The following is a 19,967-nucleotide window of genomic DNA, read 5'->3' on the forward strand; positions in this document are numbered from 1 at the left end:
ATCTGACTTTTTATTATTCTTCAAAGTCGAAAGGAGACCAATCGGCAACAGGAGAAAAACAATCCTCTCCTTCTTTTTTCTCAAAAACACTACCAATATCCATCCAAAACAGCTCCCCAATATCTGCTTGATAATGAGTAAGCCGCGTTAAACTATGGAAAGAGAAATTTTCAGGATTATTCGTGTATTCATTATCTTCTGTTCCGGAAAATACTCGCCATCCACTGTCAAATGGTAAATTTCCTTGATACTCCCGATACATGAATCTAATAGGAAGCCCTTCTTTGACAATTTTATGTGATACGATTGCATACCATCCAACAGGTGCATCCGTTACAAGCAAATCATCTTCTGGAAATGCATCAAGATCAAAAATATTACTCACATCTAGACTACATTGAGACATCGGATAAATTCCTTTCCAAGCTAAAATTTTCTGGCTATTTATCTACCGTATCAAAGTGAGGTAGTTTCTTTGAACAACATCAAAATTGTTATACTTAAGCATTCGCCACGCGGTTCACTTCACGCAATACGGCTACCGGATCGGCAGCTTTGGTTACCGGACGGCCCATTACCAAATAGGTTGAACCGGCAGCTAATGCTTCGGCCGGTGTCATGATGCGGCGTTGATCGTCGTTATTGCCGGCAACATCTAAGCGGATGCCCGGTGTGACCAAGACAAAATCCTGCCCCAATTCACGGCGCAGCGGCGCGGCTTCTTGGGCGGAACATACCACGCCGTCCAAGCCTGAACTTTGCGCCAGTTTCGCCAAGCGGATGACTTGTTCTTCAGGGGCGATGTTCAAACCGATTTCTGCCAAGTCGCTTTGTTCCATGCTGGTCAACACGGTTACGCCGATCAAAAGCGGCTTGGTTTGATATCCGGCAACGGCTTCTGCTGCTGCTTCCATCATGCGGCGACCGCCCGATGCGTGCATATCGACCATCCACACGCCCATATCGGCGGCAACTTTACAGGCCTGAGCGACTGTATGGGGAATATCGTGGTATTTTAAATCGAGGAAAAGTTTGAAACCTTGATTGATTAAACTTTCTGCCAAATTGCGGCCGGTTGCGGTAAACAGCTCTTTGCCGATTTTGATTTGACACAATGTCGGGTCAAGATTGCGGACAAATCCGAGCGTATCTTTTTCGTTGGCAAAATCGAGGGCGACGATGACGGGAGTACGTTGTTGCTGAGTTTGGAAGTCGGAGATCAAGGGATTCATAAGATGCCTGCGGATAAACGGTTATAGCTTCGATTTTAACAGCTTTTGTACACAAAAGGCCGTCTGAAAGTATTTTTTCAGACGGCCTCATGATTTTACTTCGGCAAAACTTATTTGCCCAAACCTTTCAGTACTTCGGCTTTCACGGCCTCTACCGGTTGAGTGCCGTCGACTTTGATGTATTTAGGCGCGTGTTCGCCTTCCAGTTTGCTGTAAAAATCAACCAAAACTTCGGTTTGCTCGTGATAAACGGCAAGGCGTTTTTTCACGGTTTCTTCTTTGTCGTCGTCGCGTTGAATCAAGTCTTCGCCGGTTACGTCGTCTTTGCCTTCGACTTTAGGCGGATTGTAGGTAACGTGGTAAGTACGGCCGGAAGCCAAATGCACGCGGCGGCCGCTCATGCGGTCGACAATCACGCTGTCAGGTACGTCGATTTCAACTACGGCATCCAAATCCACACCAGCTTCAACCATGGCTTCGGCTTGTGCCAATGTGCGTGGGAAACCGTCAAACAGGAAACCGTTTTTGCAGTCGTCTTGGGCAATGCGCTCTTTAACCATACCGATAATGATGTCGTCGCGAACCAAACCGCCTTCATCAATGATTTTTTTTGCTTCCAAACCCAGCGGAGTGCCTGCTTTGATGGCAGCGCGGAGCATATCGCCGGTAGAGATTTGAGGAATGCCGAATGCAGCAGTGATGAATTGAGCCTGTGTGCCTTTGCCGGCGCCTGGTGCGCCCAACAATAATACTTTCATGATGAGTCCTTCTTGGTTTATGGATTTGATGTTTGTTTAATTCTACACGCCTTGCGTTTATCGTTCAAAACTGCAGACGGCCTGCTCTGCGCCAAAGTGCTGCCACGCATCATCGCGCATTTCGATAAACCAGCTGTCTTCGGGGAAGCGTTCCAATGCGTCTTTCAACGTGGAAAGTAGGTTTTGGGACAAGGCTTTTGCCAAATATTCTTCCTCGTTGGCTTCTGCCGCTTTGTCAGGCTGTTGCGCCAGACCGATTGCACGGGTTTGATGGCCATGAGCCAAATAGTTGAGCGCAATGATTTTTTGTGCCCAAAGCTGCGGAATATCGGGATTGTCTTGCAACAATACCGACAAAATCGATACGGCAACGGTCAAGCGTCCGCCGTTCATGCGTAAATCTAAAGACTGGTTGGGCGGCAGGGTGCTGAGTATTTCTGCCATGCGAAACCAAAATTCGCCGCTAGCCTCGTCGGGCGCAGCCACTTTCAACATTTCGTAGTTGAACTCTTGATCGTCGTCTTTGACCAGCAAAGCGACATCGGCAAGCAGTTTTTGTTCGTCACGGCTCAAATGGCGTAAATCATTCATGTTTTTTCCTTTCAGACGGCCTCGAACACAGCCCTTACCCTGTCCAAATCTTCCTGCGTATCCACGCCGGCGGCTGGCGCTTCTTGGACAATTTCAACAGCAATCGGATAACCGTGCCACAGGACGCGCAATTGTTCCAGAGATTCAATGGTTTCCAAAGGAGAAACTTCCATTTCCGAATAGCGTTGCAGGAAACCTGCACGATAGGCATAAATGCCGATGTGGCGCAAAACAGCTGTTTCTGAAGGTAATTCGCGTTTTTCGGCGCGCATGGCGTCGCGCGGAAAAGGAATCGGGGCGCGGCTGAAATAGATGGCGTTGCGGTTTTTGTCGAGGACGGCTTTGACAACGTTAGGATTCATAAACTCGTCAAAATAGTGCAATTCGTGGGCGGCCGTCGCCATTTGCACGTTGTTTTCCACTAAGACTTCGGCGGTGCGGTCGATGAGTTCGGGGGCAATCAGCGGCTCGTCGCCCTGTACGTTGACGACGACCAGATGTTGCGGCAGTTTTAGTGCGGCGGCGGCTTCGGCAAGGCGCGTCGTGCCGCTTTCGTGTCGGTTTGAAGTCATAACGACTTCGACGCCGTGCGCCTGACAGGCTGCATGAATATCGGGATGGTCGGTGGCAACGACGACGCGCGCGGCTTTGCTTTTTGCCGCCTGTTCGGCAACGCGCACGACCATCGGTTTGCCGTGAATATCCGCCAAAGCTTTTCCGGGCAGGCGCGATGAATCCAGCCGCGCCGGAATCAATACGACAAATTCGGTCATGCTTTGAGTTCCTCTTCGCTCAACGCTCGTGCTTCGTTTTCCAGCATATAGGGAATGCCGTCTTTAATCGGATAAGCCAGCTTCGCCTGACGGCTCCACAATTCCTGTTTGTCCTGATGATATTCCAGCCTGCCTTTGGTAACGGGGCAGACGAGGATGTCTAAGAATTTTTTTTCCATGGGGTTTCTTTCGGGTTTGATAAATTGGAGGTCGTCTGAAATATTTTCAGACGACTATAATTTATTTCTTATGCTTTTTTTCAACCTGTTTGGCTTGTTTGCAGCTTGCATCAGGGTTTTTGCCGCCGCACATGATACCTTGTATCTCTTTCGCAAATTCAGGCATATGACGCTGTACAGCTTTCTCTGTTAATGTAAATCCAAACGTCGTTATTTCACTCATCGCTTGATTGAACATAAGAGGTGTCTTGGCAACAATAGCCTGCCCGATAGGCGAACTATAAAAGGCAATCATGCTGTCAACTTCTTCTTGAGTGTATGTTGATTTGGCATTCTTTAATAAAGTATTGCGGACAGCCTGCTTCATTTCGGGTGTCATCAAATCTCTCAAAACATTCTCGCGATAACGGTCAATAGCTTTTGCCATTTGTTCTTTTTTCGCTTCAGGTACGTTGGCAAGGGCTTTATCTGCATATGGTTTAAATTCAATATTGAAACCATCAATCATATTTTTTTCCATATCCCGGTCGAAATTCTGCGTATCCAACCAACGCTCCAGCGACGCATCGCTGGGTGGGGCGGCAAATGCGTTGGCACACAATGCCAGCGCGGCGATGGGCAATAATAAGGTTTTCAGTTTCATCTTTTTCTCCTTTTCAATAAAAAAATATTTTCAGATAGTCGGAAAATTATTTGGCACAATTCGGCAAATGTTTGTTGCCTTTGCATAAAATACCATGTGTTTGCTCCTCAAAAGCAGGCGTATATTTATCGCTTGCATTGAGGTAATTTTGACTCATGGTTTTGTGGATAATCTCATCACTCAGCTTATCGAAATGCTTAATTTTCTCGAGCGCAGACTTACCGACACCATGCCCAAATGCTTCAGTCATCTTTTCTATATCCGATTGGCTCAACATATCCTCAAGATTTCCACCATGCTGTTGTAAATTTCTTATCTTTTTCAAAATATTTTTTCCCTGAGACGAAGAGAAAAAACGGTTGGTTACATCGACTTCTTCTTGTGTAAATACTTTCTGTACGGCACGCTTTTCTTCATCCAACCATTGTTTTTTTAACTCAGGGCGGCTCAAATCGTCTTGCATATTTTTCATATAACGGCTGATGACTGCCTTCATCTGCGCTTTTTGAGCTTTGGGCGTCATCGTTAACAAGCGTTCATTGTCTTCTTTATTCACCATCTCCAAAGAACGTTGTACTTTCTCGCTATAATTATTGCTTATCCCTTGAATATCCAACCATTTCATTGCAGATTCATCACTGGGTTTAGCAGCCAGGCTTTGAGTGGATACAAATAAAGCTGCGCAAGCGACCAACAAATATTTTAACTTCATGATTTACTCCTATCGCGTAGTTTGAAGATCATCTTTAAAACATCTGTGAAACATCCATAAGCATTTAGATTGAAACATTCGCGGATACAAACGCCGCCAAGTCCGGCTCAATTATCGCATAAACAGGCAAGACCCACACATGATTCAGGCCGTGGCCGTCTGAAAATTTGACCGCATCCTTTTCCGTGATAATCACCACATCTGCGTCCGGCAAATCCGCGGCCGTAATATCTGCATGATCAGGCAAGGCAACGGTTTGTTTTAAAGCAATATTCATGCTTTGCAACGTATTGAAAAAACGCTCCGGCTTGGCAATACCGGCAACGGCGGCGACGGTTTGATTTCCCAAACCCGCCAAATCCAATTTTTCAGACGGCCTGTTCAAACGGTAAATCTGCCCTGTTTCAATATGGCTGGCAAACATATTTTCAGACGGCCTAAATGCCGTATCTACTTTTCCTCCACTGACAACGACCGCATCAACGGAAGCCAATCGAGACAAAGGTTCGCGCAAGCTGCCGTTGGGCAGTAAATCCAAATTGGTGCGTCCTGTATCTGCCGCCGGGAAGACGGCAATTTCCATATCGCGTTGCAAGGCATAATGTTGCAAGCCATCGTCGGCCACAATCAATTCAAGCTCCGGATACGCCGCAAGCAATGCCCTGCCTGCTTCTGCACGGCTGCTGCCTACCGCCGTCGGCGCACCGATTTGGCGAAACAGTAATAAAGGCTCGTCGCCTGCATCTGCCACACTGCTGGCTGTATTCAATACATGAACCGCCTTACTCTTGCGCCCGTAGCCTCGGCTGATGATACCGACCTTAACACCCTTTTCCTGCAAGCCCGACACCAGCGCGGCGACTATCGGCGTTTTCCCTGTTCCGCCTGCATGGATATTACCGACCACCACCACAGGCACAGGCAATTTTTCGCTTTTCAGACGGCCTGAAACAAGATCATCGCGCCGTTTCGCTGCAATTTTGGCAAACAGCTTGGACAATGGTTTTAACAGCAAAGACAAAAACGGATTGGGGGATTGCCAATGGCGTTCGATAATTTGGTGGAGTTTGGGCATACGCACGGCTTTTGAAGCGAAAATCAAACGATAATATAACACAAGCCCGACCAGACAAGGCCGTCTGAACATGCGGCTTTGATAATATTAAAACAAAGGGCGCAAGTTTCATAAAAACGAATAAAACGAATCGCTCTAAAACCTTTATAATTCAACTTTCCAAAATTTTTCCTGTTTCGCAATGTCCGAACTCTTCGCGCCCTCCTCCATTTCTGTATCCGAACTCAACGCCCTTGCCAAAGCCTTGCTGGAAGACCATCTCGCAGGCTTGTGGATTGCCGGCGAAGTATCCAATCTAACCCGTGCCGCCAGCGGACATTATTACTTCTCGCTCAAAGACAGCCGCGCGCAGGTGCATTGCGCGATGTTTAAGGGTGCAGCCATGCGCTTGGCGAAGCCTTTGAAAGAAGGCGACCATATCGAAGTATCAGGAAAAATCAGTATTTATGAAGCGCGGGGCGAATTTCAAATTACCGTAAACGAAGTACGGCTCAAAGGTTTGGGGCAGCTTTACGAAGCCTATGAACGATTGAAGGCGCAGTTGCAGGCGGAAGGCGCGTTTTCAGCGGAACGCAAGAAACCTCTGCCCGCCCGTCCGCAATGTATCGGCATCGTCACCAGCCTGGCGGCGGCGGCTTTGCGCGATGTCGTGACCACCTTAAACCGCCGCGCGCCCGAAATTCCCGTTATCGTTTATCCGTCGCCCGTACAAGGCACAGGCAGCGAGTTGCAAATTGCCCAAGCGATTAAAACCGCTTCGCAACGCGCCGAATGTGACGTACTGATTGTCTGTCGTGGCGGCGGCAGCATCGAAGACTTGTGGGCATTTAATGAAGAGCCGGTCGTGCGCGCCATCGAAGCCTGCGCGATTCCCGTTGTCAGCGGCGTAGGACACGAAACCGATTTCACGCTCGCCGATTTTGTTGCCGACGTACGCGCACCCACGCCGACCGGCGCAGCGGAACTGGTCAGCCCCAACCGCCAAGAATCGTTACACCGCCTCGCCCAAGCCCAAGGCCGTCTGAAAACTGTTTTGGAACAACGCTATTTCGATGCCAGCCAAAAACTCGACTGGCTGGCGCGGCAAATCCGTCATCCGCGCCAAAAACTTGACGAGCAACGCGCCTCAATCAGCAAGCTGGCGCAAATGCTGTCTTACTCGATGACGCAAAACCTCCGCACCCATACCGCCCGTTTTGAACGCCAAACCCAAACTCTGAAGCATTGCCGTCCTGATGTTTCCGTTTACAAAAACAACATCACCCACTTTCAGACGGCCCTGTCGCATTCCTTCCGCCAGCTGCTTGCCCACCGCCGTCAAAGCCTGACCGCCCAAGCTGCATTGCTCGAAGCTGTCTCGCCGCAACATATTCTGGAGCGCGGTTTCTCCGTCGTCAAAAACACTCGCGGACAAGTCATCCGCAATGCCGATACGTTGAAACAAGGACAGAAACTGCACATCACTTTTGCCGACGGTGAAACCGACGTACGCGTGACCAAAGAGCAGGCGCAGGGCGAGTTGTTTGACTGATGGAATAAAGGCAGTCTGAAACTTTATGCGATTGAAGTGAAACTATGTCTGCCTTTTAAAAATCCTTAACCTGCCAATGCGGTATAATGCCTCATCTGCACACGCAGCATATACGGAAACATTATGGACAACTCACAAAATACAGAAAATCCGATTCCACCACGCAACTCCATCCGCAAAAACAGCATTTACCTGCTGCCCAATTCCTTTACCATCGCCGCGCTGTTTTGCGCGTTCTTCGCCATTACCCAGTCCATGCACGGACGTTATGAAACAGCGGCGATTGCAGTTTTCCTTTCCATGCTGCTCGACGGCATGGATGGACGCGTTGCGCGGCTGACCAACAGCCAAAGCGCGTTCGGCGAGCAGCTCGACAGCCTCGCCGATATGGTCAGTTTCGGCGTCGCGCCTGCCCTGATTGCCTACAAATGGCAACTTTGGCAGTTTGGCAAAATCGGCTATTCCGTCGCCTTTATCTACTGCGCCTGCGCCGCCCTGCGTTTGGCACTGTTCAACACGCTTATCGGCAAAGTCGATAAACGCTGGTTTATCGGTGTTCCAAGCCCGACCGCCGCTGCGTTGATTGTCGGCCTGATTTGGGTCAACCACAGCGTCGAGCGTTTCCCCGGCGTGCATTGGTGGGCATTGGGTATCACCCTGTTTGCCGGCATTTCCATGATTGTGCAGATTCCGTTTTGGAGCTTCAAAGAAATCAACATCCGCCGCCAAGTACCGTTTATGGGCATGGTGTTGGCCGTGTTGGTATTGCTGCTCATCAACTGGAAGCCTTCGCTCGTCCTCTTCTTGTTTTTCCTCGGTTACAGCCTGTCCGGTTATGTGATGGCAATCATCCGTTGGTTTAAAAAACGCCATAAAACACACAAACACGACAAGGCCGTCTGAAATGTGGTCTTGGGACATCATCCTTTCCCTGCTCGCCGTCGGCAGCGCATCGGGCTTTATTGCCGGACTGTTTGGCGTAGGCGGTGGCACGCTGATTGTTCCCGTTGTCTTATGGGCATTGCAACTGCAAGGCATAGGCGGCCACTCCTATGCCCAGCATCTTGCCATCGGCACTTCCTTTGCCGTCATGGTGTTTACCACCTTCTCCAGTATGTACGCCCAACATAAAAAACACGCCATCGATTGGGCGACCGTCCGCCGGATGACGCCGGGCATGATACTCGGCGTACTCCTCGGCGCGGTGTCGGCAAAATATATGCCGACGCTGGCTTTGCAGGTTTTCTTTATTGCATTTCTTGCATTTATCGCACTTAAAACCCTACGCGATTCCAAACCCAAACCTTCGCGCACCCTGCCTGCCCTCCCCAGCCTGACAGCCGTCGGCACGCTTTTTGGGGCGGCTTCAAGTTGGGTCGGTATCGGCGGCGGTTCGCTATCCGTTCCATTTCTGCTGTATTGCAACTTTCCGGCACACCGTGCCATCGGCACATCTTCAGGTCTGGCATGGCCGATTGCGATTGCCGGTACCATCGGCTATTTTGCCAACGGTTTACATGTTGCCAACCTGCCTGAAGGCGCGGCAGGCTTTATCTATCTTCCGGCTGTGGCCATATTGAGCGTTGCCACCATCCTCTTTGCTCCGCTCGGCGTAAAAACGGCGCACAAGCTGCCCGCCCGAAAACTCAAAATCGCTTTCGGCATTATGTTGCTGCTGATTGCCGCCAAAATGGCTTGGAATTTGATACATTAAATCTTTCTTGTGAAAAAGGCCGTCTGAAAATCTTTCAGACGGCCTTTTTGATTGCAAAACAACAAACTAAATAAAACCTTTTTACCTTACCCGATTTGCCCCATTGCAAATACAGCCAAGCGCCATATCGCCCATCCTGCCACCAACAATCCGGCGCACAAACGAACCATGCGTTTTTGCAAAAAGGTTTTCAACTGCGCTGCAAATATGCCCATCGCAAGCAGGTTCGGCAATGTCCCCAATGCAAACGCCAGCATATACAGTCCGCCGTGCAAAGCATTGCCGCTGCCCAAAGCATACAAAGACGCGCTGTACACCAAACCGCAAGGCAGCCAGCCCCAAAGCACACCCACGCCGAAACAGGCAGGCACCGATTTAATCGGCAGCAATTTGTTCAGCAACGGATTCAGGCGTTTCCATATCGGTTTGCCGATGCCTTCGATTTTGGTTGCGGCAGTCGAAATACCGGCAAGATACAGCCCGAGCAAAAGCAGCAAGACATTGGCGGCAATATACAAACCGTTTTGAACCGCACGCGTATCGTCCAAGGAAATGCCGACCTGCCCGACCAAGCCGACCAACAGGCCAATGACGACATAGCTGCTGATGCGCCCCAAGTTCAACAATACAATCAGCCCGATTCGGTTTAAATGTGGCGGCAGCTGCAAAGCAAATGCGCTGCTCAATCCGCCGCACATACCGACGCAATGCGTTCCGCCAAAAAAGCCGAGCAGAAAAAGAGTAAGAAATGTGATTTCTTGATTCATGGTTTTTAATGATTCAAACGAATGGATGAGGCCGTCTGAAACTTTTCAGACGGCCCTAAGAATGCAGGACAGGCTTTGCCACCCACCCTCTTCACGCTTTAGAAAAGCAATTAACTGCGTGCGCGTACGTCAAATGCCTGACGCAAACCTTCGCCAATCATGACCAGCAAAAGCAGCATCACCGTCAGCGTAGCAACGGCAGACAGGCCGATCCACCACGCATCCAAGTTGTCTTTGCCTTGCGCCAGCAACTCGCCCAAACTTGCCTGTGAGGCAGGTACGCCCAAGCCCAAGAAGTCCAAACTGGTCAGGGCAAGTACGGCACCGGAAATACGGAAAGGCAGGAAGGCCAGTACCGGCGTCAAGCTGTTGGGCAGGATATGGCGCCACATGATTTCACGGTTGCCCACGCCCATCGCGCGCGCCGCCAAAACATAATCGGTCTGACGGTTTTTCAAAAACTCGGCGCGGACATAGTCGGACAAGCCCATCCAGCCGAAAAGCGACAGCAACACCAGCAAAATCAACAGTCCCGGATTAAAGAATGAAGACAGGATAATCAAGAGGTACAGCTCCGGCATACCGCCCCAAACCTCGATAAAACGCTGCATTAGAAGGTCGGTTTTGCCGCCGAAATAACCCTGCACCGCGCCTGCAACCACGCCGATTACGGTAGTCACCACGGTCAACACCAAGGCAAACAGCAGCGAATCACGGAAACCGTAAACCAAGCGCGCCAACAGGTCGCGGCCGCGGTCGTCCGTTCCCAAGATATGCCGTTCGGACGGTTTGGCCGGATCGGGAGCCGTATCAAAATCGTTCAAGGTATCGGCATCGTAAGGATTGGGCAGGTAAAGGGCGAAATTGCCGTCTGAAGTAATGTTGTGGCGGATAAGCGGATCCAAATAATCCGCAGGCGTATCGAAATTGCCGCCAAATGCGGTTTCGTTGTATTCGTTTACCAAGGGGAAGAAATACTCGCCCTGATAGCGTATCCACAAAGGTTTGTCGTTGCTCCACAAAGGCGCAAGCAAAGTGACAACAAACAAAACGGCCAAAATCCGCAAAGCCAGCCAACCGCGCTTATGTTGCTTAAAGGCCTGCCAAGTAGGGTTTGAAGTAGATTTTTTCTTTTTCATGGTTCGAAACATTCTTTAATAATGGATTGAAGATATTTTTAGACGGCCTTATTTCTGTCCGCCAAAGTGAATGCGCGGATCGACCCACGAATAAGAAATATCCGACACCAATTTAGCCAACAACCCCATCAGCGTGAACACATACAGCGTGCCCATTACGACAGGATAATCGCGTTTCATCACTGCCTCGTAAGACAGCAAACCCAAACCATCCAGCGAGAACAACGTTTCAATCAACAGGCTTCCGGTAAAGAATGCGCCGATAAATGCGGCCGGGAAACCGGTAATCAGAGGAATCATGGCGTTGCGGAAAATATGTTTCCACAAAATCTGCTTCTCAGGCAAGCCCTTGGCTCGGGCGGTATAAACATATTGACGGCGGATTTCTTCAAGGAATACGTTTTTCGTCAATACGGTCATCACCGCCAAGTTGCCTGCCACTGAAGCGGTAATCGGCAAGGCCATATGCCACAGATAATCTTTGACTTTACCGGCCCAAGAGAGCGTATCGAAATCATCGCCGACCAAACCGCCCTGCGGGAACCAGGCAAAAAAGCTGCCGCCGCCAAACAACACCAGCAACACCAAACCCAATACAAACGGCGGTACGGTATAGCCGACCAAAATGATCATGCCCGTAATCGTATCGAAACGGCTGCCATCCCTAACCGCCTTGGCAATACCCAACGGAATACATATCAAATAAGTTAGGAAGAATGTCCACAAACCCAAACTCATCGACACCGGCATTTTCTCTTTTACCAGCTCAAATACGGTTTGGTGGTGGAAAAAGCTCTCGCCCAAATCGAAACGGGCGAATTTCCATACCATATCCACAAAACGCGTCACAGGCGGCTTGTCGAAACCGTATAAAGCATTCAACGCGGCCAAATCTTCCGCGCTGATGCGGTTACCGTTTTTAGCCAAAGTTCCGGGCATACTGTGTCCCGCCGTCTCGCCGCCAACCGCGCCCTGCGTCAGCTGCTGAACCATCTGCTCCACCGGGCCGCCGGGAACAAACTGAATCACGGCGAAAGTAATCGCCAAAATCCCCAACAGCGTGGGAATCAAAAGGAGCAAACGATGAAAGATATAACGCCACATGGTTAAGTGTTCCTCTATTTTTTTGATTTGAAGGCCGTCTGAAACCGCTGACTTCAGACGGCATATAGTAACGGATTAATAAGCGTTTGGCCGATGATTTACTTCTCCAACGCCTCCTGCAATTTCTTCTCAATCAAATCCGCATCAAACGATTTGGCAATCAGCTCAAAGCGGGAATCACGGCGCCATGAAACTTGGTTTGCGCCCCATTGACCGTCCACCCAGTTCAGCCATACCCATGTACCGAGGACTTGGAACACGCCTTTGGCACGCACGAGGCCGTCTGTAAATTTAGGCAGGTCGTTGAAGAAATCGGTCAGCTTTTCGCCGTCGAAATCACGTCCGGAAGGGAAAGTGAAACCTTGAGACTGGAAGCCCATGGTGTTGTCCGGCAAGGCTTTTAGGCGGTAGCGCGATTTTTCGACAACGGGAATATCAAGCCATTGGATGTCAAGTTGTGCATTTTGAACTTCAACCACTTTGGCTTTAGGCGGGAACAGCTTGGCCGCTTTATCGTGAAACTCGGCCAGCTGCTCGGGCGTACACAAGTCGGTTTTGCTGGCGACCAATACGTCGCAAATGCCGATTTGGTCTTTATACAAAGCCTGTTGCGCGTAATCAGGATTAATAAACTGGCGCGGATCGACAACAGTAAAGACGGCGCCGATTTCCAGCATACTATCGAGCGGTTTGGCTTTCAATTCGTCGATAACGCTGGCAGCGTGCGCCAGGCCGCTGGCTTCAATCATCAAGCGGTCGGGTTGGGCATCGCGTAGCATCTTTTGTACGGTCGTACCCATTTGCGCGCCGGCAGTACAGCACAAACAGCCGCCGGCGATTTCAGCTACGGGGATGCCGTTGTCGCTCAAGACGGCGCCGTCAATGCCGATTTCGCCAAATTCGTTGACGATGATGACCCATTTTTCATTCGGGTCTTTTTGCGCCATCAGACTTTTAAGGGCGGTGGTTTTGCCTGTTCCGAGGAAGCCTGAAATCAGGTGGACTTTAGTCTTTTTTACTTCTGACATTTTTTACAAATTCCTGTTAAAACAATATGTTCTTCTTTTAATGAGAAACCAGTTTCGGCCACGCCTGCACGCAATGCCGCCCATTCTTGGCTCAAGGTCTGCTCATCTGCCGTACCGCATTCGGTACAAACCAAAATAAACGCGCTGTGGTGCGCTTCGGCTTCTTCGTGGTCATGGCAATGGTCATTGCACTCGTGCTGCGCGTGGCTGCACAGAATATAGCCGTTGACCGCCGCCACTTTGTGCAAAACGCCCTGCTCCGCCCAAAAATCAAGGGCGCGGTAGGCCGTCGGCGGCGCAACCACGCCCTCGCTTTGCTGCTGCATCTGCGACAGAACGTTGTAGGCTTTAATCACGCCGCTTTGTTTCAAAACAATATCAAGCACTTGCTCGCGCAAAGCGGTTACCTGCACACCATCGCGCTGCGCTTGTTCTAAGATTTTTTGTTTGATTACGTTCATAACTGAAACAGCCTTTCAGACGGCCTTGTTAATAAAAAATTACATTATAACGTGTTTGTTCAATTTCAGATAACAAAGAGGCCGTCTGAAACGTTCAGACGGCCTGATGCCGATTACTTAAACCAAGATTTAATTTTTCCAAACAAAGACATGCTTTGTTTTTCAAACGTTTCTTCCTTCACCGGAGCAGGCTCATCGCGGTAAACTTTCATGCCTGCAAAGGTCTGGGCAACCGGCATGATTTCGATGGAATTGACGTTCATCCGCGCCGGACGCTGATAGAGCCATAAAGCGGTATCGGCAATATCTTGCGGCTGGATAAACTCGACATTCTCATAAACCTCGGCCGCACGCTGATCGTCGCCTTTGAAACGGACATTGGAAAACTCGGTATCGCCGCACAAACCCGGTTCGATATTGGTAATGCGGATATTTTTATCTGCCAATTCGGCGCGCAGGTTCATACTGAATTGGCGCACAAAAGCCTTAGTTGCACCATAGACATTACTGCCGGAATAAGCATAACTGCCGGCAATCGAACCCAAATTGATGATGTAGCCCTGTTTGCGCGCTACCATTTGAGGCAAAATCTGGCGGGTTAGAAAAGTCAGGCCGATGATATTGGTTTGAATCATGGTTTCCCAATCGCCAAAATCGGCTTTATCGGCAGAATCCAAACCTAAAGCCAAACCGGCGTTGTTGATCAGGCAATCGATTTCCGACAAATGCTCGGGCAGGCTGTTCAAAGCGTTTTGAATCGACTCAGTGCGCGAAACATCCATTTCCAAAGGGTAAAACTGCTCGCCCAATTCCTCTGCCAACTGCTGCAATTTGTCTTCGCGCCGTGCCGCGCCAATGACATGATAGCCTGCCGCAACAAAGGTGCGGCACATTGCCGCGCCGAATCCTGCCGATGCCCCGGTAATCAAAATTGCCATATCGTTTCCTTTCTATACTCGTTTCAGACTTGGGTTTAAGGTATGATAACGCCTTATCAGACGGCCTAAGCGTTTGGCCGGCTGATTCTAAATTTAACGATAATCATATCATCACAATAGGACACACTCCATATGAAAACCCGTTTTATCCCAGTTGCCCTGGCAGCAGTAGCGCTTACGCTTTCCGCCTGCGGCGGCAGCGGTGCGCCCTCCCAGCCTAAAGGCCCAATTTCCGAAGACCGTACGGCCGCATTCAAAACCATGATGCCTGAGTTTACCCACATGGGCAAAATGGTCAAAGACGAAGAGCCTTACGACGTTGAGAAATTCAAACAAGCTGCAGCCACTTTTGCCGAAAACAGCAAAAAACCGTTCACCCTGTTTGAATCCGACCCTCAAGGCAACGGCCGCGCCCTGCCTGCCATTTGGACAGACACAGCCACATTCAAAGCCGAAGAAGAAAAATTCGTCGCAGCAGTTGAGAAACTCAACGCCGCCGCCCAAACTGGCAAATTGGAAGAAATCAAAGCCGCTTACGGCGAAACCGGTGCAAGCTGCAAATCTTGCCACGATACATTCCGCGGTCCGGAATAAGGCTTAAAGCAATAAAGGCCGTCTGAAATATCATTTTCAGACGGCCTTTTCTTCAACTGCCTTCAAACCTTTCTATATCGACTTTATATTTTGCATTTCATGTTTTTTACCGGTTTCATTTGAAACCGACGGCCCAGTTCACATATCGCAATCAAATTTTCTTCTTCCGGCTGTTTAAATTCAATTAAATCTCCCTTCTTCTCAACCAACCCAATTCAAATTCAGACCTGCTTTATCTTTTCAGTCAGATTAATCATATGCGTGTGGATTATCTCCTAAAACAAGAATCTTCTTTATTTTTTAATAAATAAAAACCATTATTAAAATATTTGTAAAGTTTAATAATATGTTATAAAGTATCAACTTCGTTTCTGAGGTAACTATCATGAATCCGAATTTCAAATTAAATCTACTGACATTATCTTTACTGGCTATAACAAGTATCGCACACGCAGAAGACGAGGTTTCAACTCAAGAGCTTGATGAAATTCAAGTCAAAGGTAAATACATTGCCAAAGAGAAAAAAGTTTTTACCGAAGGCCAAGCCAAAAGTTCGCGTGAACGCATTTATCAATCCAGCGAAAACATCGATACCATCGTTCGGAGTATGCCCGGCGTTTTTACCCAACAAGACAAGGGATCGGGGGTATTGGCGGTCAATATCCGTGGCGATAGCGGTTTGGGACGCGTCAATACGATGGTTGATGGCGTCACCCAAACCTTCTATTCCACTTCTGCCGATGCTGGACGCAGCGGCAGCTCCTCGCAATTCGGTACTGCACTGGATCCCAATTTTATTGCCGGCGTGGATGTAACCAAAGGCAGTTTCACAGGTGCCAACGGTATCAATGCCTTATCCGGTACAGCCAATTTCCGTACTTTACGGGTAGACGATGTGGTACACGGAAACAATACCTTCGGCCTTTTAACCAAAGGATTGACCGGCACAAACAGCACAAAAAGCAATTTTATGGCAACCGGAGCGGTACAAAAATGGTTTGAAAGCGGTGCACGCCTTGGCGCCTTATATGGTTATAGCCACCGCAATGTCGAGCAAAACTATAAAGTAGGCGGCGGCGGTCAGCGTATCGGCAATTTTGGCGAGGAATATTTGGACCGTAAAAAACAAGAATATTTTGAGAGCAACTTATTAAAATTCGATCACGAACAAAATCGTTGGGTTCGCGACTTTTCCAAGCGCAATGCGGTCGGTAAAAGCTATTGGGACTACCCTTTCTCCAAAAAATATAACGATCCTGAGGTTTTGCAAAGAGATTATGTCGATGATTTGGAAAGAAGCTGGAAAGAGAATTTAGCACCGCAATGGGACCTGACTCCAATCGACCCGACCAGCCTGCAACAACGCTCAAACAGCCATTTGGTCAAAGTGGAATACGAAAACGACAACAACAAGTTGGATCTTCAGCTTCGTACCATGAACAACCGTATCGGCAGCCGCAAAGTAGAAAACCGCAACTATCAAGCCAATTACAACTTAAACATTGGCGATTATGTCGATTTAAACGTATTGGCCGCCCATAATCTGGGAAAACAAAAATATCCGAAAAACTCACGTTTTTCAGGATGGGGGCTGCTTGATTATTTGGAAACCAAAAACACAGCCAATCTTTTGGATATCAACAACCGCTTCTCTTTCAACCTTCCCAACAAAACAGATTTAAAAGCCACCGTCGGTTTCAATTTCTTTAAAAACCAATACAGTAAAAACCGCTTTCCGGAAGAGCTGAGCCTTTTTTACGACGGCCCGGATCAAGATGCCGGCCTGTACAGCTTTTTAGGCCGCTTCAAAGGCGACAAAGGAATATTTCCTCAGAAATCAACCATATTGCAACCTTCAGGCCAGCAAAAATTCAATACGTTCTATTTTGATACTTCCTTGAAAAAAGGCATTTATCAATTGAATTACAGCGCCAATATGGTCAACTACCGCTACAAAGGCGAATATACCGACTACTTCAATACCCAAGAAGATTTTAAAAAAGCATTTGGAGAAGATTCTGAAATTTATAAACAGCATTGCACGCCAAGCTGCGACCTTTACGAACCGGTTTATACCAAATCCGGTAAAAAACATGCGGTAAACCATTCGGTGGCATTAAACATCAATGTCAATGACTACTTTATGCCGTTTATCAGCTATTCTCGTACGCATAGAATGCCGAATATTCAAGAAATGTATTTTTCACAAATCGGCGACTCAGGCGTCAATACAGCCCTCAAGCCGGAACAGGCCAATACTTACCAAATAGGCTTCAATACCTTCAAAAAAGGGATTTTCAAGCCGGACGATGTATTGGGTTTCAAACTGGTCGCCTATCGCAGCAGGATAAACAACTATATTCACAATGTTTATGGCAAATGGTGGGATTTGGATAAAGCACCCAGCTGGGTAACCAGTACCGGCCTGCAATACTCTATCCAGCATCGAAACTATGCCAAACCTGTCCATAAAAATGGTTTGGAAGTGGAAATGAACTATGATTTCGGCCGCTTTTTTACCACCCTGTCTTACGCCTATCAAAAAACCAACCAGCCAACCAACTATAGCGATGCCAGCGAATCACCCCGCAACTCTTCTAAAGAAGACCAAATCAAACAAGGCTACGGCTTAAGCAAAATTTCCCGCCTGCCCCGAGATTATGGCCGTTTTGAATTAGGGTCCCGATGGTTAGGCAATAAATTGACCATCGGCGGCATTATGCGCTATTACGGCAAAAGTACACGGGCAACGACTGAGGAGGAATTTGTTGACGGTACAACCGGCGCCAATACCTACTCTTCACATCAAATGGGCAGAAGGGTGATCAAAAAAACAGAAAGCATCAACAGACAGCCGATGATTTTTGATTTCTATGCCAATTATGAACCAAAGAAAAACCTTATCCTTCGTTTTGACATTCAAAATGCGTTCAATAAACGCTATGTCGATCCTTTGGATGCCGCAAATGATGCCGCAACCCAGCGCTATTTCAGCGTATTTGAAAGAAAAGGCGGTTTAGATGATGAGGAAGTCGAATGCGATGCCAACGGTTTATGCAATGGCAAATATGGCGGTACGACACGCTCCGTCTTGAACAACTACGCACGAGGCAGGACTTTGCTGTTTACCATCAGCTATAAGTTCTAAACCTATCCATCAGCATTCTTAATATTGCACTGATTAAAAAGCCGGTAAACACAATGTTTTCCGGCTTTTTTCGATATATCCTCAAAATTTTCTTCATCTATACACAATAAAAAACCTGCCCTTGCGGGCAGGTTTTCAATAATGACGGATTACAGGCCGCTCAGACGGGCAGTATCGTGTGCAATCATCAATTCTTCGTTGGTAGGAATCACAACGGCAACAGCTTTGCTGTCGGTAGTGGTAATCACACCAGCATTACCGAAGCGGGCTTTCAGGTTGGCTTCTTGGTCAATGTGCAGACCGAGGAAGCCCAAGTAGCCCAATACACGTTCGCGGATGATGTCGGAGTTTTCGCCGATACCGCCGGTAAAGACCAATGCGTCCAAACCGCCTGCCGCGACTGTCATGCTGCCAATGTATTTAGCCAAGCGGTAGATGAACATTTCCAGAGCCAGTTTGGCACCCGGATGACCTTTGGCAGCTTCTTCTTCGATGGTACGGCAGTCGTTGGACAAACCGGAGATACCGAGCAGGCCGGATTTTTTGTTCAGCATTTCAGTAATTTGGGAAATGGTCATGTTGGCGTTTTCAGCCAAGAAACTGAAAACTGATGGGTCGATATCGCCGCTACGGGTACCCATTACCAAACCTTCCAGCGGAGTCAGACCCATGCTGGTATCGCGTGATTCGCCGTTGGCGACGGCGGTAATAGATGCGCCGTTACCCAAGTGGGCAATCACCATGCGCAGGTCTTTTTTGTCTTTACCGAGGAAACGGGCGGTTTCATCAGAAACGTAGCGGTAGCTGGTACCGTGCGCGCCGTAGCGACGCAAGCCGTATTTTTCATACAATTCATGTGGAACAGCGTAGGTGTAGGCATGTTCCGGCATGGTTTGGTGGAAAGCGGTGTCGAATACGACAACGTTAGGCAAACCTTTGAAAATGCTTTGTGCGGCACGCAGACCCAAGAGGTGCGCAGGGTTGTGCAGCGGAGCGAGCGGAATACATTTTTCGATGCCGGCGATAACTTCGTCATCAACGAGGATGGATTCGCTGTACAACTCGCCGCCGCTGACGACACGGTGGCCGATGGCGCCGATACGGCTGTCGAGATCATGCGCTTTCAGTTCTTCCATCAGGGCTTCAACGGCACCGGTATGGTCAGGTTTGGCAGAAAGATCGACTTTGCGTTTTTCACCGTTGAATTTAAAGGTGATATAGGCATCAGGCAGATTGAGTTTTTCTGCCAAGCAGCTCAACAATACTTCGCCGCTGTCGTTATCCAATACGGCACCTTTGAGGGAAGAGCTGCCGCAGTTCAAAACCAAGATTAATTTTTGTGTCATTTTATGCTCCTTGAGGTTTCAGACGGCATTTTTGTCGGGACCTGACTGCGGCTCCGACTATGTTGCACCCCTTGTGGGACGTAGTGGGTAGCGGTCTGAACAGATTAACAAAGTAAACGCCGTATTCTAACAAAAAATGTAATCGGCTGCTTGACTTAATATTTGATGTAAAATGGACGGAATTTTATTTTAAGGCCGTCTGAAAAAATGACGGCGGTTTTGAAGATTTCCCGA

At 48.6% G+C, this 19,967-nt stretch carries 21 protein-coding genes; 5 read left to right on the plus strand and 16 right to left on the minus strand.

Features of this window, described 5'->3' with window-relative positions; translation table 11 throughout:
* Positions 1-13: 13 nt before the first annotated feature.
* The 9 genes from ACTHS4_RS00165 to lpxK form a co-directional block, all read right to left on the minus strand.
* Positions 14-406: a DUF2185 domain-containing protein gene (locus tag ACTHS4_RS00165; RefSeq protein WP_070826459.1), complete on the minus strand. Its 393-nt coding sequence runs from the start codon at positions 404-406 to the stop codon at positions 14-16.
* Between the two features lie 94 nt (positions 407-500).
* On the minus strand, positions 501-1,232 hold the full coding sequence (gene pyrF / locus ACTHS4_RS00170; protein WP_070826460.1) for an orotidine-5'-phosphate decarboxylase: 732 nt from the start codon (positions 1,230-1,232) through the stop codon (positions 501-503).
* Positions 1,233-1,342: 110 nt separating this feature from the next.
* Positions 1,343-1,990 carry an adenylate kinase gene (gene adk, locus ACTHS4_RS00175; RefSeq protein WP_003682888.1) on the minus strand — a complete coding sequence of 216 codons (648 nt, stop codon included), beginning with the start codon at positions 1,988-1,990 and terminating at the stop codon, positions 1,343-1,345.
* 57 nt (positions 1,991-2,047) lie between these two features.
* Positions 2,048-2,581: a 3-deoxy-manno-octulosonate cytidylyltransferase gene (locus tag ACTHS4_RS00180; RefSeq protein WP_070826461.1), complete on the minus strand. Its 534-nt coding sequence runs from the start codon at positions 2,579-2,581 to the stop codon at positions 2,048-2,050.
* Between the two features lie 11 nt (positions 2,582-2,592).
* Entirely contained in the window at positions 2,593-3,354 is a 762-nt protein-coding gene (gene kdsB / locus ACTHS4_RS00185; RefSeq protein WP_070826462.1) for a 3-deoxy-manno-octulosonate cytidylyltransferase, read from the minus strand.
* Positions 3,351-3,533, minus strand: a complete 183-nt coding sequence (locus ACTHS4_RS00190; RefSeq protein ID WP_002221286.1) for a Trm112 family protein — start codon at positions 3,531-3,533, stop codon at positions 3,351-3,353. Before ACTHS4_RS00190 ends, kdsB begins: the two co-directional genes overlap by 4 nt.
* Before the next feature lie 61 nt (positions 3,534-3,594).
* Complete coding sequence (locus ACTHS4_RS00195) at positions 3,595-4,176, minus strand: DUF2059 domain-containing protein (RefSeq protein ID WP_070826463.1); 582 nt, start codon at positions 4,174-4,176, stop codon at positions 3,595-3,597.
* A gap of 46 nt (positions 4,177-4,222) precedes the next feature.
* A complete protein-coding gene (locus ACTHS4_RS00200) occupies positions 4,223-4,888 on the minus strand; it encodes a hypothetical protein (RefSeq protein ID WP_070826464.1) in 666 nt (221 codons plus the stop codon).
* Between the two features lie 64 nt (positions 4,889-4,952).
* A complete protein-coding gene (lpxK, locus tag ACTHS4_RS00205; protein WP_070826465.1) occupies positions 4,953-5,963 on the minus strand; it encodes a tetraacyldisaccharide 4'-kinase in 1,011 nt (336 codons plus the stop codon).
* Between the two features lie 181 nt (positions 5,964-6,144).
* Here lpxK and xseA point away from each other — a divergent pair, with 181 nt between their 5' ends.
* From xseA to ACTHS4_RS00220, 3 genes are all read left to right on the plus strand, one after another.
* Positions 6,145-7,494, plus strand: coding sequence for an exodeoxyribonuclease VII large subunit (xseA, locus tag ACTHS4_RS00210; protein ID WP_070826466.1), 1,350 nt, complete (start codon positions 6,145-6,147; stop codon positions 7,492-7,494).
* A gap of 123 nt (positions 7,495-7,617) precedes the next feature.
* Positions 7,618-8,397 carry a CDP-diacylglycerol--serine O-phosphatidyltransferase gene (pssA, locus tag ACTHS4_RS00215; RefSeq protein ID WP_371460025.1) on the plus strand — a complete coding sequence of 260 codons (780 nt, stop codon included), beginning with the start codon at positions 7,618-7,620 and terminating at the stop codon, positions 8,395-8,397.
* Between the two features lies 1 nt (position 8,398).
* Positions 8,399-9,208 (plus strand): sulfite exporter TauE/SafE family protein, encoded by an 810-nt coding sequence (locus ACTHS4_RS00220; RefSeq protein WP_440365329.1) that lies wholly within the window; start codon positions 8,399-8,401, stop codon positions 9,206-9,208.
* 86 nt (positions 9,209-9,294) lie between these two features.
* On the opposite strand, the gene ACTHS4_RS00225 is transcribed toward ACTHS4_RS00220, so the two are convergent.
* The 6 genes from ACTHS4_RS00225 to ACTHS4_RS00250 all read right to left on the minus strand — a co-directional run bounded on the left by ACTHS4_RS00225 (position 9,295) and on the right by ACTHS4_RS00250 (position 14,645).
* The gene (locus ACTHS4_RS00225; RefSeq protein WP_003680951.1) at positions 9,295-9,975 is read right to left on the minus strand and encodes a sulfite exporter TauE/SafE family protein; all 681 of its coding nucleotides are present in this window, start codon (positions 9,973-9,975) and stop codon (positions 9,295-9,297) included.
* A 110-nt stretch (positions 9,976-10,085) separates the two neighbouring features.
* Positions 10,086-11,126 (minus strand): ABC transporter permease, encoded by a 1,041-nt coding sequence (locus ACTHS4_RS00230; protein ID WP_070826469.1) that lies wholly within the window; start codon positions 11,124-11,126, stop codon positions 10,086-10,088.
* Positions 11,127-11,162: 36 nt separating this feature from the next.
* On the minus strand, positions 11,163-12,218 hold the full coding sequence (locus ACTHS4_RS00235) for an ABC transporter permease subunit (protein ID WP_039862485.1): 1,056 nt from the start codon (positions 12,216-12,218) through the stop codon (positions 11,163-11,165).
* Positions 12,219-12,316: 98 nt separating this feature from the next.
* Positions 12,317-13,246 (minus strand): CobW family GTP-binding protein, encoded by a 930-nt coding sequence (locus tag ACTHS4_RS00240; RefSeq protein WP_070461484.1) that lies wholly within the window; start codon positions 13,244-13,246, stop codon positions 12,317-12,319.
* Entirely contained in the window at positions 13,234-13,707 is a 474-nt protein-coding gene (locus tag ACTHS4_RS00245) for a Fur family transcriptional regulator (RefSeq protein WP_070826470.1), read from the minus strand. The genes ACTHS4_RS00240 and ACTHS4_RS00245 overlap by 13 nt, the downstream gene beginning before the upstream one ends.
* Positions 13,708-13,820: 113 nt before the next feature.
* On the minus strand, positions 13,821-14,645 hold the full coding sequence (locus ACTHS4_RS00250) for an SDR family oxidoreductase (RefSeq protein ID WP_070633432.1): 825 nt from the start codon (positions 14,643-14,645) through the stop codon (positions 13,821-13,823).
* A 132-nt stretch (positions 14,646-14,777) separates the two neighbouring features.
* Here ACTHS4_RS00250 and ACTHS4_RS00255 point away from each other — a divergent pair, with 132 nt between their 5' ends.
* Both ACTHS4_RS00255 and ACTHS4_RS00260 read left to right on the plus strand, forming a co-directional pair.
* Positions 14,778-15,239 (plus strand): c-type cytochrome, encoded by a 462-nt coding sequence (locus ACTHS4_RS00255; protein ID WP_070826471.1) that lies wholly within the window; start codon positions 14,778-14,780, stop codon positions 15,237-15,239.
* Positions 15,240-15,624: 385 nt separating this feature from the next.
* Complete coding sequence (locus ACTHS4_RS00260; RefSeq protein WP_070826472.1) at positions 15,625-18,387, plus strand: TonB-dependent receptor domain-containing protein; 2,763 nt, start codon at positions 15,625-15,627, stop codon at positions 18,385-18,387.
* Between the two features lie 149 nt (positions 18,388-18,536).
* Here the strand turns inward: ACTHS4_RS00260 and ACTHS4_RS00265 are convergent, their stop codons facing one another.
* Positions 18,537-19,733, minus strand: a complete 1,197-nt coding sequence (locus ACTHS4_RS00265; RefSeq protein WP_070826473.1) for an acetate kinase — start codon at positions 19,731-19,733, stop codon at positions 18,537-18,539.
* Positions 19,734-19,967 lie beyond the last annotated feature (234 nt).

The organism is Neisseria sp. P0014.S009 (genome assembly GCF_051958155.1).
GTDB lineage: Bacteria > Pseudomonadota > Gammaproteobacteria > Burkholderiales > Neisseriaceae > Neisseria > Neisseria flavescens_C.